At 46.0% G+C, this 14976-nt stretch carries 15 protein-coding genes; 2 read left to right on the top strand and 13 right to left on the bottom strand.

What is annotated here, in order from left to right; translation table 11 throughout:
* Positions 1-71: 71 nt before the first annotated feature.
* From sufB to ACHBIF_RS06285, 10 genes are all read right to left on the bottom strand, one after another.
* Entirely contained in the window at positions 72-1487 is a 1416-nt protein-coding gene (gene sufB, locus ACHBIF_RS06330) for a Fe-S cluster assembly protein SufB (RefSeq protein WP_394719364.1), read from the bottom strand.
* 92 nt (positions 1488-1579) lie between these two features.
* Entirely contained in the window at positions 1580-2014 is a 435-nt protein-coding gene (gene sufU, locus ACHBIF_RS06325) for a Fe-S cluster assembly sulfur transfer protein SufU (protein WP_125266147.1), read from the bottom strand.
* Positions 2001-3221: a cysteine desulfurase gene (locus ACHBIF_RS06320; RefSeq protein WP_125266148.1), complete on the bottom strand. Its 1221-nt coding sequence runs from the start codon at positions 3219-3221 to the stop codon at positions 2001-2003. The genes sufU and ACHBIF_RS06320 overlap by 14 nt, the downstream gene beginning before the upstream one ends.
* 9 nt (positions 3222-3230) lie before the next feature.
* A complete protein-coding gene (locus ACHBIF_RS06315; RefSeq protein ID WP_394719361.1) occupies positions 3231-3449 on the bottom strand; it encodes a hypothetical protein in 219 nt (72 codons plus the stop codon).
* A gap of 3 nt (positions 3450-3452) precedes the next feature.
* Positions 3453-3779 (bottom strand): GNAT family N-acetyltransferase, encoded by a 327-nt coding sequence (locus tag ACHBIF_RS06310; protein WP_394719359.1) that lies wholly within the window; start codon positions 3777-3779, stop codon positions 3453-3455.
* A gap of 1 nt (position 3780) precedes the next feature.
* Positions 3781-5043: a Fe-S cluster assembly protein SufD gene (sufD, locus tag ACHBIF_RS06305; RefSeq protein ID WP_394719357.1), complete on the bottom strand. Its 1263-nt coding sequence runs from the start codon at positions 5041-5043 to the stop codon at positions 3781-3783.
* Between the two features lie 16 nt (positions 5044-5059).
* Positions 5060-5833, bottom strand: a complete 774-nt coding sequence (gene sufC, locus ACHBIF_RS06300; RefSeq protein WP_105111544.1) for a Fe-S cluster assembly ATPase SufC — start codon at positions 5831-5833, stop codon at positions 5060-5062.
* A gap of 170 nt (positions 5834-6003) precedes the next feature.
* Positions 6004-7185: an undecaprenyl/decaprenyl-phosphate alpha-N-acetylglucosaminyl 1-phosphate transferase gene (locus tag ACHBIF_RS06295; RefSeq protein WP_172059647.1), complete on the bottom strand. Its 1182-nt coding sequence runs from the start codon at positions 7183-7185 to the stop codon at positions 6004-6006.
* Positions 7182-7889, bottom strand: a complete 708-nt coding sequence (mecA, locus tag ACHBIF_RS06290; RefSeq protein WP_172068288.1) for an adaptor protein MecA — start codon at positions 7887-7889, stop codon at positions 7182-7184. Before mecA ends, ACHBIF_RS06295 begins: the two co-directional genes overlap by 4 nt.
* A 118-nt stretch (positions 7890-8007) precedes the next feature.
* Complete coding sequence (locus ACHBIF_RS06285; RefSeq protein ID WP_105160839.1) at positions 8008-8844, bottom strand: undecaprenyl-diphosphate phosphatase; 837 nt, start codon at positions 8842-8844, stop codon at positions 8008-8010.
* Positions 8845-9136: 292 nt separating this feature from the next.
* On the opposite strand from ACHBIF_RS06285, the gene ACHBIF_RS06280 reads away from it, so the two are divergent.
* Positions 9137-10702 carry an ABC transporter substrate-binding protein/permease gene (locus tag ACHBIF_RS06280; RefSeq protein WP_105160840.1) on the top strand — a complete coding sequence of 522 codons (1566 nt, stop codon included), beginning with the start codon at positions 9137-9139 and terminating at the stop codon, positions 10700-10702.
* Complete coding sequence (locus ACHBIF_RS06275; protein ID WP_105111539.1) at positions 10695-11435, top strand: amino acid ABC transporter ATP-binding protein; 741 nt, start codon at positions 10695-10697, stop codon at positions 11433-11435. Before ACHBIF_RS06280 ends, ACHBIF_RS06275 begins: the two co-directional genes overlap by 8 nt.
* Before the next feature lie 347 nt (positions 11436-11782).
* On the opposite strand, the gene ACHBIF_RS06270 is transcribed toward ACHBIF_RS06275, so the two are convergent.
* From ACHBIF_RS06270 to ilvA, 3 genes are all read right to left on the bottom strand, one after another.
* A complete protein-coding gene (locus ACHBIF_RS06270; RefSeq protein ID WP_024391394.1) occupies positions 11783-11992 on the bottom strand; it encodes a hypothetical protein in 210 nt (69 codons plus the stop codon).
* Positions 11993-12078: 86 nt separating this feature from the next.
* The gene (locus ACHBIF_RS06265; protein ID WP_394719450.1) at positions 12079-12957 is read right to left on the bottom strand and encodes an SPFH domain-containing protein; all 879 of its coding nucleotides are present in this window, start codon (positions 12955-12957) and stop codon (positions 12079-12081) included.
* A gap of 40 nt (positions 12958-12997) precedes the next feature.
* Entirely contained in the window at positions 12998-14248 is a 1251-nt protein-coding gene (gene ilvA / locus ACHBIF_RS06260) for a threonine ammonia-lyase IlvA (protein ID WP_105111537.1), read from the bottom strand.
* Positions 14249-14976: the final 728 nt, after the last annotated feature.

Raw genomic sequence — 14976 nt, 5'->3', positions numbered from 1 at the left:
CCTTATTTCCTACTTCAGTGGGGAGTTTGACGGGCTTGAACAGCTTTAAAGCTGTTCAAGTTCGCGGCAAACTATCCCACTGAACCCTCCATCTCATAGGCTATCAGTCTGTTGAGTTCGACTGCGTATTCCATTGGGAGTTCTTTGGTGAATGGTTCGACAAAGCCCATGACAATCATCTCTGTGGCTTCTGATTCAGATAGGCCGCGGCTCATGAGGTAATAGAGTTGTTCCTCTGAGATTTTTGAGACTTTGGCTTCGTGTTCGAGGGCCACCTGTGAGTTGTGGATTTCATTAAATGGAATGGTATCTGATTTGGAAATATCATCCATGATAATAGTGTCACACTCGATGTGGCTGATTGACTTGGCTGAGTTTTTTGCAAAGGTTACTTGACCGCGGTAGTTAACTTCTCCACCGCCACGGGCAATAGATTTGGATACGATAGAAGATGAAGTCCGTGGGGCGTTGTGGATCATCTTGGCACCGGTATCTTGGACCTGACCTTTGTTGGCAAAGGCAATGGACAACATGGTCCCACGGGCTCCTTCGCCTTCCAAATAAACCGCAGGGTATTTCATGGTCGTCTTAGCACCAAGGTTTCCGTCAATCCACTCGACTGTTGCATTTTTCTCGGCACGGGCACGCTTGGTTACCAAGTTATAGACGTTATCAGACCAGTTCTGAATGGTGGTATAACGCATATAGGCACCTTCGTGGGCAATGATTTCCACAATGGCAGCGTGGAGGCTAGCCGTCGAGTAAGTCGGAGCGGTACAGCCTTCTACGTAGTGAACACTTGCCCCTTCATCCACGATGATAAGGGTGCGTTCAAACTGACCTGTTCCTTCGTTGTTGATACGGAAGTAGGTTTGGAGTGGAATATCCAGCTTGACACCTTTTGGTACATAGATGAAGGTCCCGCCTGACCAAACCGCTGAGTTGAGGGCAGCTAGTTTATTGTCTGACGGCGGAACGAGTTTTCCAAAGTATTTTTTGAAGAGTTCTGGATGTTCTTTAAGAGCCGTGTCGGTATCTGTAAAGATAATGCCGTGCTTATCGTACTCTTCCTTCATGTTGTGGTAGACCACTTCTGATTCGTACTGGGCAGAAGCTCCTGCTAGATAGGCACGCTCAGCTTCTGGAATACCGATGCGTTCAAAGGTTTCCTTGATTTTGTCTGGTACATCATCCCAGCTACGTGCTGGTTTATCTGACGGTTTTTGGTAATAGACAATGTCATCAAAATCCAGCTCAGATAAGTCGGCTCCCCAGGTCTGCATAGGCATTTTCTTGAAGGTTTCATAGGATTTCAAACGGAATTCCAACATCCATTCAGGCTCGCCTTTGATACGTGACATTTGACGAATGACTTCTTCGCTCAAGCCCTTACCAGTTGAAGCCACTAGTTCCACGTTCTCATCATGGAAACCGAATTTATATTCCCCAAGATCAATCGGGGTTGGTTCAATTCTTTCTTCTGACATAATTAAGATACTCAGCCCTATAAATCTTGGGCCTGTTCAGTTCAGTTTACTTAACTAAACCAAACAATCCTTTCTGTATTATTTGTTTATTCTTAGCTGACATGTCTGTCCATCGCCTTTTTGAGGGCATTCCAGGATAGGGTCGCACATTTAATTCGCTGTGGGAATTTGGCAACACCCGCTAGAAGCGCGGCATCTCCCAATTCTTTTTGCTTGTCGTCTTGCTGACCTTGGACCATTTGAGAAAAGACTTCCGCCAGTTCTTGGGCTTGGTCCAGACTCTTTCCGAGAACGGCCTCTGTCATCATAGAGGCCGAGGCTGTGGAAATGGTACAGCCGACACCATCAAAGGCAATGTCTGTGATGACATTATCCTCGATTTTGACAGACAATTCAATGACATCGCCGCAGGTGGGATTGTGTAATTCAAGCTTTTCGACTCCTGAGAGGCTACCATGATGGCGAGGAGATTTGGAATGCTCTGACACAACGGCCATATAGAGCGAGTCTAACCTAGATAGGGCCATTGAAAAACTCCTTTGTTTTGAGCAAGGCATCGACCAGCTTGTCGCAGTCAGCCTTGGTATTGTAAATATAGAAACTTGCCCGAACAGTCGCCGGCACCTGCAGATAACTGAGAAGCGGTTGGGCACAATGATGACCTGCTCGAACAGCAACGCCTTCATAATCCAAGGCAGTCGCCACATCGTGTGGGTGCAAATCATCCAGATTAAAGGCAATCAAACCTGTCCGCTTACTGACGTCCTGGCTACCGTAAATGGTCAAGCCGGGAATGGCCTGCAATTTTGGCCAGATGTAAGCAATCAATTCTTCCTCGTGCTGCTGGACATGCTCCATGCCGATGTCATTTAGGTAATCAATGGCAGCTGCAAGTCCGATAGCACCCGCAATATTAGGTGTCCCCGCTTCGAATTTCCAAGGCAGTTCCTTCCAAGTTGCGTATTGTTCATAGACAAATTCAATCATTTCACCCCCGAATTCGACAGGAGACATTTGTTCTAGCAGTTCTTGTTTGCCATAGAGGACACCAATACCAGTTGGTCCCAACATCTTGTGCCCTGAGAAGGCAAAGAAATCTACGTCCAAATCCTGCACATCAATAGCCATATGCGGAGTTGATTGGGCACCGTCCACTACCAAGTAGGCACCGACCGCGTGCACCAGCTCTGCTATTTCCTTAATGGGCGCAACTGAGCCCAAAACATTGGAAATATGGGCTAGAGAGACAAACTTGGTCTTTTCAGACAGGACTTCCTTCAGGACGTCCATGTCGAGCTCGCCATTTTTCAAGGTAACATAGCGGAGCTTGGCCCCTGTTTTCTGGCAGGCCTGCTGCCAAGGAATGATATTGGAATGGTGCTCCTGAACCGAAATGATGACCTCATCGTCTGCTTGGAGAAGATCTCTAGCAAACTGAGCCACCCAATTGAGCCCCGTCGTCGTTCCTCGGGTAAAGAGGATCTCCTTGCTAGACTTGGCACGGATAAAATCAGCTACCGTCTGGCGCGCCGCCTCATAACGGGCCGTCGAGCGCTCAGACAAGGTATGCACTCCACGGTGGACATTGGCATTGTCCTTCTGGTAATAGTCTGCCAAGACATCCAATACCTGCTGCGGCTTTTGCGTCGTTGCGGCATTATCCAGATAAACCAGCGGCTCATCATTAACAATTTGGTCTAAAATGGGAAAATCTGATTTACACTCTTCTAACATGACTATCCCTCACTTCTTTATCCTTTTTTCAAAGCGGAAAACTCCCTGTGGAAATTGTTCCAGCATATCCTGTTCCTCTTTCCCTTCCAAAAACATTACTTTATGGAAGGCATTGAAGTATTCAACAATGCGAAAACCGCATCGATTGACATAGAAATGGATATTGCGTTGGTCATAGTAAGGTGTGATGGTTTGCCAAACCTTGACCTGTGGAAAGGTCGCTTCCACCACTTACCAGGTCGCAAATCCAATGCCTCGGCCATGGACTTCTGGTGAAGTAAACAGGGTTTCTAGTTCTCCCTGTTCACCATCTAAGATGAGAACAAGGCCGCCTACTCGCTGATTTTCCAGTACTATCCAGTAGGCTTGTCCATGTTCCAAAGACATGAGAACCGTTTCACGCGCTATGACCTGGCCTTCCTCCTCGAAGAAGGTATGGCGTTCTCCTAATTCTTCCAAAGCTCCGAAGTTAAACGATACTTGATTTGCCAGGATAAACGTATCCCAATCCGACTTGGCAAGGGGTTCTAATGTAACTTGGATCTTTCCTTGTTTCATCTTAGCGCTTTGACAAGCTATCTTCAATCACAGCAATCATCTGGTCGCGGACTTCCTTGACTGGGATTTCTGTGATAACAGCTCCCAAGAACCCACGGATGACCAGACGCTCGGCTGTCGCGCGATCCAAACCACGGCTCATGAGATAATACATATCCTCTGGGTCCACCTGACCGATAGAAGCTGCGTGACCGGCCGTGACTTCATTCTCATCAATGAGAAGGATTGGGTTAGCGTCGGAACGCGCCTTGTCAGACAGCATAAGGACGCGGCTTTCCTGCTGGGCATCTGCTCCCTTGGCACCACGAATAATGTGTCCAATGCCGTTGAAGGTAAGAGTACCACTTTCCAAAATAACCCCGTGTTGCAGGATATGACCGACCGAATTATTGCCGTAGTTGGTCACGCGGGTATCGACACCCTGAACCTGACGGCCAGCTGACAGGCCGACCACCTTGAGATTAGCATGGCTACCATTTCCCTTGAGGTCTGCATCCAAGTCAGCGACGACATTTCCTTTGTTAAGGAGGCCAATGGCCCAGTCCACGCTGGCATCGTTGCCAATGGTCGCACGGCGAGTCAAATAGGTATCCAGGTGCTGCCCCAAGCGGTCAATGGCTGAGAACTTAATCTGGCTTCCTGCCTGGGCAATCACTTCGACCACAATGTTGGCAGAGGTTTTCACCGCGTCGTCGCCAAGGCTCTCAAATCGTTCTAAATAATTGAGCTTGGTGTTCTTGCCTGCGATAATCAGTACGCGCTTGTTAAAAGCCACGCCACTTGTCGCGTCTTGGTAGAAAATACCTTCGACAGGCTGGTCAATTTCAACATTATCCGGAATGTAAAGAACGGCTGTCGAGTTGAAATAGGCTGTATTGTAGGCAGCCAATTTGTGCTCGTCGTAGGCTACTGCTGAGCCCAAGTATTTCTCGATGACATCTGGAATGACATCCATAGCTGAAGTAAAGTCCGTAAAGACTACCCCTTTTTCTACTAGGTCTGCTGGTAATTGTTCCAAAAGCGTCTGGCTACCGACTTGCACCAGCATAGGATTGTCACCTAGAGCTGTGAAATCCGGTACGTTTCCTACTGCATCGTTGATGGCTAAACTGCCGTCACCCAAATTCCAACGGTGAAATTTTACCCGCTCGATAACTGGCAAGTCCAGCTCTGCTATTTTCCCAAAAGCCGCCAAACGTAGGTCTGTCAACCATGTTGGCTCGGCCTGTTGGAGTGAAAATTCTTGTATCAATTCTTTGGTCATAGGTTCCTCCAAAGACTTAAATGTCATCTTCTTTGTAGTCGATGCCAAGCTCAGCAGCTACCTTAACATAGCCTTCTTTTTCCAAGCGTTGCGCCAATTCAGGGCCGCCTGACAGGACGACACGACCTTCCATCATGACATGGACCACATCAGGCGTGATGTAGTTAAGCAGGCGTTGGTAGTGGGTGATAATCATGGCACCAAAACCTTCGCCACGCATAGCGTTGATGCCTTTTGATACGACCTTGAGGGCGTCAATGTCCAAACCTGAGTCAATTTCGTCCAGAAGGGCAAAAGTTGGCTCCAACATGAGCAATTGCAGGATTTCGTTGCGTTTTTTCTCACCACCAGAGAAACCTTCGTTGAGGTAACGCTCAGCCATTTCCTCTTTCATATTGAGGAGTTCCATTTTCTCGTCCAACTTGGTGATGAAGTCGCGGACGTTGATTTTGTCCTCGTCTTCCTTGCCAGCATTCATAGCTGCACGGAGGAATTCTGCATTGGTAATACCCGGAATTTCAGATGGGTACTGCATGGCCAAGAAAAGACCCATACGAGCGCGCTCATCCACTTCCAATTCCAAGATATTGACACCGTCAAAGAGGACTTCCCCTTGCGTCACTTCGTAGCTTGGATTGCCCATGATGGCTGCTGAAAGGGTTGATTTACCGGTACCGTTTGGTCCCATGATGGCTGCAATTTCACCTGTTTTGAGGGTCAAATTGACACCCTTGAGGATTTCCTTGCCTTCAATTTCCACATGAAGGTCTTTGATTTCTAATACTGACATGGTATGCTCCTTTATTTTTCTGTCCTGTCCCTTATACATGCTGGGAAAAACTGCCCAGGCAGCTCCCCCCTTGACGCACATAAAATCTCATTGTCTGGAAATTTTAATAAACAGTATCTATCATAGTATATCAAAAAAAGAGCCAATCGGCTCTTTCCATGTTTCTAGACTTAATCTTTCTTCTGATTTCTCCGAATAATTCGTTTTTCTTTCCAGTCAGCCACCCGTTCCTGTCGATAACCACTGTTGCCAATAAAGCGCAGAAGATTGAGGAGGGGCGTTCGATTTTCACCGAAAATACCGATGAGTTCACAAAAGAGAACCAGGCCAAATCCTGCAGATAAGATCAACAATACACCGCCGACACGACTGGACACATTGAACAAGAGGGAAATCAATGAGAATAAAAAGGAAATCCCATAGATAACCAAGACTGTTCCCCGATGGGTCAAACCCAGGGACAGGAGGCGATGGTGGAGATGCATCCGGTCTGCTTCATAAATTTTCTTGCCCGACAGGGTTCGACGAATAATGGCCACAACCGTATCTGTAATCGGTACTCCAAGAATAATCATAGGCGTCACAACAGCTACAGCGGTCGAATTTTTCAGACCTTGGAGGGACAAAACACCAATCATGAAGCCAATAAAGAGGGCTCCCGTATCACCAAGATAAATAATGGCCGGATTGTAATTATAGGGCAGAAACCCAACAATCGCAACAACCAAAACAAATAAGGTCAAGGTCAAATAAATCTCGCTCTCCACCAGGAAGAAATAGGAAACCAGGCCCATGGTGGTCAGCGAAATAATCGATACCCCTGAAACCAGCCCGTCCAAGCCGTCAATCAAATTAACCGCATTGGTAATGGCTACAATCCAGAGCATGGTGAGGAAAAAGGACAACCAGGTCGGAAACTCAATATAGGGGCCACCAAAAGGCAGTTTAAAGGCATCAAAATGGAAATCCGTGAAGAACCAAATGACCAGGGCCGCAGCTGTTATCCCAAGGAATTTGGGCAAAGGACTGAGCTCCTTGATATCATCCACCAAGCCTGTCACCACCACCATACCACTCGCCAGAACCAAGGGAAGAACGTAGTCAAAATAGGTTCCCTTATGGCTCACATAGGTAACGATTTGCGGTAGAAAGAAGAGAACCGCAGCCGAAAAGGTGATAAAAATAGCTAGGCCACCAGCCGTTGGCATGGGTACCTTATTAATTCTGCGGGCATTTGGATGGTCCACCGCCCCAATTTTAAAAGCCAGAAAACGGATCAGAGGCGTCAGAATGACCGAGGTAATCAAGGTTCCAATCAGGATGAGGACATATTTCAAAGCAAAAGGCATCATGCAAGACTTACCTTCTTCAATTCCTCAACAGCGGCTAGAGGCAACAAGACTTGGCCATGTTCCTGCAGAACAGGACGGGTCACGGTAGAGTCGTCCGTGTACTCCAACATTCTAGACAGGAGGTAATCTGGATAATCTGCGGAACGGTCACTCACATCCAAGAGGACAGTCATAAAGTAGTCATCGTTCATCTTGTAGAGCTCTGATTCTTCAAAATCCACATCGATGGCCTGGGCGAATTGAACCACTTCGTGCAAATGATCAAAGTGCAGAACGTAGTAGATATAGGGCTCTGCCTCTTCTTCAGCCTCTATATCTGCCAGACGCTGTACCGCATCCTTGTCATAGGCGCTCTTATCTTTCAGGGTTTTCTCCAAAGACTGAAGAAAATCCGCCGGCGTCATCTGACTGACCTCATCTAGATTGTCAAAGTCAGCCAAGTCCTCAAAGTTGATGTGCTTATCAATCTCTGACTTGGTTACAAAAATATCGACCTTGTCAGGCTTGGGCGTTACGCGAAAACTGAGCATGCCACTTTCTCGAAATGTCAGGGGCAACTCCAATTCATCTAAAACAGAATAAAAGAATTCCTCCGTCTTCTCATGGGGCATAAGAAAATCCGCAATCTCCATGCCTCTTTCTTCCAAATCATCTAATAGAATAGTGATTTTCAAGGTCGAATCACTAATTTGTTTTACTTTCATACTTACCTCATACATCTGCCTAGATTTTCCAACAAATAGGCCACATTCTCATACAAATCTCTCACCATTATACTAAATTGCCGTCGGAAAAACAAAAGAAAAGCAGGACAGCCTGCTTTTAGGAAATAAACTTCAAGAAAGAATAAACCAATAGAATGGCCCCCAGGATAATCCGATAGTAACCAAACACTGTAAAATCATGTTTCTTCACATAATCTGTCAGCATCCGGATGACAACGACAGAAACAAGATAGGCCGTTACCGATGCGACCAAGAGAATCAAGACCTGTTCAAAATCCAGCGTATTGCCGTCGATAAAATACTTGACCGCCTTGAGCCCGCTATAGCCAAACATGGTAGGAATGGCTAAGAAGAAGGTAAAGTCAGCTGCCACCGAACGACTGGTCCCAAGAATAATGGCCCCCAAAATTGTCGCCCCAGAACGGCTAGTCCCTGGAATAATGGCCAAAACCTGGAAGAGACCGATAAACAGAGCCGTCTTATAAGGCATGGACGCCAAGTCCGTCACTGTAGGCTGGACTCTCTTATTGCGCTCTTCAATCCAGATAAAGGCAATACCATAGACAATCAAGGCAATGGCGATGGGCACCATAAAGTTGAAGTGGGCCTCAAACCAGCTATCAAAGGGCAGGGCCACCAAGATGGATGGAATACAAGCAATGACAACCTTGGCCCATAGCTGCCAGGTCAACTGAATCTCACGCTTGCTTTTGCCAGGCTGGAAAGGATTAAGGCGATGGAAATAGATGGTCATAACGGCCAAAATCGCCCCCAACTGGATAACAATGTTGAACATCTCCACAAAGCTATTCGACTGGTTGAACTGAATAAATTCCTGGACCAAAATCAAATGACCAGTAGAGGAAACTGGCAACCATTCCGTAATTCCTTCAACAATGCCTAAGAAAATGGCTTTCAATAATTCGATAAACATAGGATACTCCTTTTAAGAACCTGCATTGACCAGCGAGCGATACCATAGGAAAGAGATAACTTGCTCACCAGGGACTTTTTTATAAAAGATACTTTTAATTTTTTAAAACCAATCATGCTCTAGATACTTTAGACATTATACCACGAAAGATGAGAGAAACAAAGAGCCAAATATAGTTTGATGCTATCGCTCAAAGAACATTTATACAATAATTGTGAATAAAAAAGCAATCGTATTGAAATTTTTCAGAATTTTTTATACAATGGTACAATACATTTTATAAGGAGATATTATGAAACATAAACTCAGTATTTTCCTGCTGACCATACTGGCTGTTTTTTCAGTCACTACAGGCGTTCGTGCAGATGAATACCTCCGTATCGGGATGGAAGCTGCCTATGCACCTTTCAACTGGACCCAGGAAGACGACAGTAATGGTGCTGCCCCTATCGAAGGGACCAACCAATACGCTAACGGATACGACGTGCAAATCGCCAAAAAAATTGCAGAATCCATGGACAAGGAACTCTTGGTGGTCAAAACCAAGTGGGAAGGTCTGGTTCCAGCATTGACTTCTGGTAAGATTGACATGATCATCGCCGGGATGAGCCCAACAGAAGAGCGCAAGAAAGAAATCGCCTTTTCTGACAGCTACTACACTTCCATTCCGACATTGGTAGTTCGTGCAGATAGTCAATATGCAACAGCCAGCAAACTGGCTGACTTTGCAGGTGCAAAAATCACTGCGCAACAAGGTGTCTACCTCTACGACCTGATTGACCAGATCGAAGGCGCAAACAAGCAGACAGCCATGGGGGATTTCTCGCAAATTCGTCAGGCCCTGGAGGCTGGTATTATTGATGCCTACGTGTCTGAGCGTCCGGAAGGCCGTACCGCTGAGGCTGCTAATAAGGCTTTCAAGATGGTCGAGCTTTCAGAAGGTTTTGAAACCAATGCCGAGGACGTGACCATTGCAGTCGGTATGCGTAAGGATGATGCACGACTTGCACAGGTCAACCAAGTCCTTGCGACCATTTCTGAAGACGACCAAGTTGCATTGATGGACAATATGATTGAAAATCAGCCGGTCGAAGAAGCAACCGACGCGCAACCAAGCTTCTTTACACAGGTCTGGAATATCATCGTCAACAACTGGCAACAACTCCTACGCGGAACTGGTATGACCCTCTTGATTTCCATCTTGGGTACCATCATCGGTACGCTAATTGGTCTTTTGATTGGTGTCTTCCGCACTGCTCCAAAAGCTGAAAACAAGGTCGCTGCTATGGGACAAAAAGTTCTCGGTTGGCTGATTAATATCTACATCGAGGTATTCCGTGGTACCCCAATGATTGTACAATCTATGGTTATCTACTACGGTACCGCCCAGGCCTTTGGGCTTAACCTAGACCGCACTCTGGCAGCTATTTTCATCGTTTCTATCAACACTGGTGCCTACATGAGTGAGATTGTCCGCGGTGGTATCTTCGCTGTTGACAAGGGGCAATTTGAAGCAGCAACTGCGCTTGGATTTACCCACAATCAAACCATGCGTAAGATTGTCTTGCCACAGGTTATCCGCAACATTCTCCCAGCTACTGGTAACGAATTTGTCATCAATATCAAGGATACATCTGTCCTCAACGTTATCTCTGTGGTTGAGCTTTATTTCTCAGGAAATACTGTCGCGACCCAGACTTACCAATATTTCCAAACCTTCACTGTGATTGCCATTATCTACTTCATCTTGACCTTCACTGTAACCCGCATCCTGCGTTCTGTCGAAAAACGTTTCGATATGGACAATTACACGACAGGTGCCAACCAAATGCAAATCGAGGAGGTTCCACATGTCTAATACCATCCTGGAAATCAAGAATCTGAAAAAATCCTACGGTCAAAACCAAGTCCTCAAGGACATTTCAGTAACCGTTGAAAAAGGCGAGGTTATCTCCATTATCGGCTCTTCCGGTTCTGGAAAATCAACCTTCCTCCGTTCTATCAACCTTTTGGAAACACCGACGGAAGGCACCATCCTCTACCACGGTCAAGACGTTTTGGCCAAGGGCTATGACCTGACCACCTACCGTGAGAAATTAGGCATGGTTTTCCAATCCTTTAATCTCTTCAACAACCTCAATGTTTTGGAAAATGCTATCGTGGCCCAAACGACCGTTCTCAAACGTGACCGCGCTGAAGCAGAGAAAATTGCCAAAGCCAACCTCAACAAGGTCGGCATGACCGAGCAATACTGGGCCGCTAAACCAAGCCAGCTCTCTGGTGGACAAAAGCAACGGGTAGCCATTGCACGCGCCCTATCAGTCGATCCAGAAGTTATTCTCTTCGACGAACCAACTTCTGCCCTTGACCCAGAAATGGTGGGTGAAGTTCTCAAAACCATGAAAGAATTGGCCGAGTCTGGCTTGACCATGGTCATCGTGACCCACGAAATGGAATTTGCCCGCGACGTTTCAGACCGTGTCATCTTCATGGACAAGGGCGTCATCGCCGAAGAAGGCACACCTCAACAAATCTTCGAAAATCCAAAAGAAGAACGAACCAAAGAATTCTTGAAACGTTTTCTCGGTTAAGCTTTGATACCAGCTCTAGCTGGTATTTTTTTGGACTCCAATACACTTCAAAGCAAACCAGGCCCCTGTTGCCACAGTATGAAGCCTGGGAGTCACTGCTTTCAGGGTACATCTTGTTGGCCCCCTTTTTCCATCCTACTCTATTCCCCCGATTGCGGTATTATACTCAACTAAAATCAAAAAGAAAAGGCGCTAGGACTGAGGCAACAGTTCTAGCACCTAAACTTTAAAAATTTCAATTACAGTATAGTACAGGTAGTGATTTTTTGCGCTTTTTTACTGTTTTTCAAATAAAAAAGAGAGGCATAGACCTCTCTTTCTTGTTTGTCTAGGTAAGATTACCTAGATTAGTTTTCAAATTTTTTGTGGTTTTTGTCGTAAAAATCAATCAAGCCCAAAGCTGTCGCGAATGAGATGTTGTCGATTTTTGCACGTCCTTGTGCAAGAGCGATAACTGACATTTCACGAGCGTTGGTCTCTTTACTGATACGGTAACCAGTGATTTTCTTTTCACGTACCCAGTTTACAACTGCGGCAACTTTTTCGTAACTAGTCATGAGAAACCCCTTTCCTTTTTATTCGTGCAATTAAGTATAATACAGCTATGCTCATTTTGTCAAGTAAAGTATTCGGTTTTTACCAATTATTTGACAGAAAGAGCTGACAATATTTGAGTGCGAATGTCTTCAACACCCTCCGGATTGCCCGGTAAGAAGATTGTATTATTACCTCCTTGTGCAAAATTATTTAAGGTATCCAAGTATTGGTTGGTCAACAAGATAGACATAATCTGCTCTTCTGACATGCTGACGTTGGAATCTTTCAATTCACGGATAGAATCTGCCAAACCGTCAACAATAGCCTTACGCTGTTGGGCAATACCCACACCGTGCAGGCGGTCTTTTTCAGCTTCTGCCTCTGCAGCAGTGACAATTTTTATCTTGTCTGCCTCTGCCAATTCTTGGGCCGCAACCCGTTTCCGCTGGGCTGCGTTGATTTCGTTCATGGATTGCTTAACCTCTGCATCTGGCTCAACCTTGGTAATCAGGGTCTTGACAATGACGTAGCCGTAGGTGGACATCTCTTCTGCCACCTGCTTCTGCACTTCCAGGGCAATCTCATCTTTTTTCTCAAACAATTCATCCAGAGTCAATTTAGGCACAGATGAGCGCAGGGCATCCTCAATATAGGACTTGATTTGAGCCTCTGGGTGCATGAGCTTGTAGTAGGCATCTGTGACGTTATTTTCATTGACCCGGTATTGGGTCGCCACATTCATGGTCACAAATACGTTATCCTGGGTCTTTGTCTCAACCACGATTTCACTTTGCAACATCCGAAGCTGAATACGAGCTGCAATGACATCCACACCGAAAGGAATTTTAAAGTTAATCCCTGAGGTAGACGTTTTTTGGTACTTACCAAACCGCTCGACAATAGCCACCGTCTGCTGCTTGACCACATAGAGGCCAGAAATAATCAAAATCAAGGCCAGAAGCAGGACGAATAAGAGAGTAAACATAAACAATATAGGTGCCATAATAACCTCCTAAGCTAACATCTTACACCAACATTTTATAGAGTGAGTCATTTTCGTGCAAATTAATATATTGTGGGTCAAAATCTTCCAAGCGCTGAATAAAGTCCGCATAGTCATTCTTATCGCCCAAAGCAATCCCGATGAGAACTGGACCTGTTCCCTTATTGGCCCGCTTGATATACTCAAACCGTGTAATATCATCATTCGGTCCGAGAATATGGTTTACAAATTCGCGCAGGGCACCCGGCCGTTGGGGGAAATTGACGACGAAATAATGCTTGATTCCCTCGTAAATCAGAGCTCGTTCTTCCATTTCTGGCATGCGGTTGATGTCATTGTTACCACCTGAAATGATACAACAGATGGTCTGCCCCTTGATTTGGTCCTTGACAACCTCAAGTGCAGCAATAGTCGCAGCACCAGCCGGTTCAGCGACAATTCCCAATTTAGAATAAAGGTCCAAAATGGTTTCTGAAATCCAACCTTCATCAACACCAATCAGCTTGTCTACATGTTTACGAGCAACTTCGTAGGTGCTTGCACCGACTTTTTGAACAGCAATTCCGTCCGCAAACTTGTCAATTTCAGCCAGCTTAACAGGTCTTCCCTTATCAAAAGCAGCCTTCATCGAACGTGCTCCGCTAGCCTCAACACCTACAATCTTGATGCCTGGTGCCTGTTCCTTCAAATAAGCCGAAACACCTGCAATCAGACCGCCACCACCAACGGGAACCAAAATCTGATCAAAATCAATCGATTGTTCCTGGGCCTCGTCCAAGATTTCGTAGGCAACAGTCCCCTGACCTGCCTGAACATTATCATCATCAAAGGGATCGATGAAGGTTTTTCCACTTTCCTGGGTATAGTCTTGAGCAGCCTGAGCCGATTCATCAAAGGTATCACCCACCAAGCGAATATCCACAAATTCCCCACCAAAGAACTTGACCTGACCAATCTTCTGCTGCGGCGTTGTAATGGGCATGAAAATTGTAGCAGGAATCTGCATTTCCTGGCAGGTATAGGCTACTCCCTGGGCATGGTTGCCCGCTGAAGCACAGACAACCCCTCGCTCTTTTTCCGCATCCGTCAATTGGGAAATAGCGTAATAAGCCCCTCGAATCTTGAAGGAACGGACCCGCTGCTCGTTTTCCCGTTTGATATAAATATCGGCTCCATAACGCTCTGACAGGTAACGATTATAATCTAGCGGTGTCTTAACCACCACATTTTTGAGAACAGAATAGGCCTGCTCAATGTTCTTTGCTGAAATCATATTGCACTTATTTCTTTCTATTATAAATATTGTACCAAAAATCCTGAAATAAACATAGGATTTATAATCAAAATTCACAAATATTTTTTATTTTATCAGAATGGTCAAAAGAGCTGGCAAGCCAGCTCTTTACTATTCTTTGACCAGAACCCCGAGACTTCTAATTCAAGTAGAGTTACCTAACTCTACGATTTCGAGATCGGACTTCAACAGTTTGGGGAACTGTTGAAGGTTGGAGATAGGGTTTGTCGGTAGACAAACTTCCCCTGGCCTCGCTATCGAATTTCTGGGCTCGGGTTAAAATAGTCCCCCGGACTTACCTCGCTTTCCAGTTTTCAAGCTCGGACTAAAACAGTCCCCCTCAACTACCTTGCTTTCGTATTTCTAGGCAAGGGCTAGAATAGCCTATCCGCAGGCTGCCTCGCTCTCTTGTTGTCAAGCGAGGGCATATGGTCGCTCTCACATTTCTAGGCGACCAGCTGAAAGAGTCTATCCCCAGACTCTTTCACTCCCCCGGACTTACCTCGCTTTCTCGTTTTTGGGCGAGGGCTAAAACAGTCCACTCAACTGCCTTGCTTTCGTATTTCTGGGCAAGGGCTAGAATAGCCTATCCGTAGGCTAACCTCGCTCTCTTGTTGTCAAGCGAGGGCGTATGGTCGCTCTCACATTTCTAGGCGACCAGCTGAAAGAGTCTATCCCCAGACTCTTTCACTCCCCCGGACTTACCT

Source organism: Streptococcus sp. A11 (genome assembly GCF_043674225.1).
Taxonomy (GTDB): Bacteria; Bacillota; Bacilli; order Lactobacillales; family Streptococcaceae; genus Streptococcus; species Streptococcus suis_V.
The sequence above is the reverse complement of the archived record's forward strand: the minus strand, read 5'-3'. Positions and strand labels throughout refer to the sequence as shown.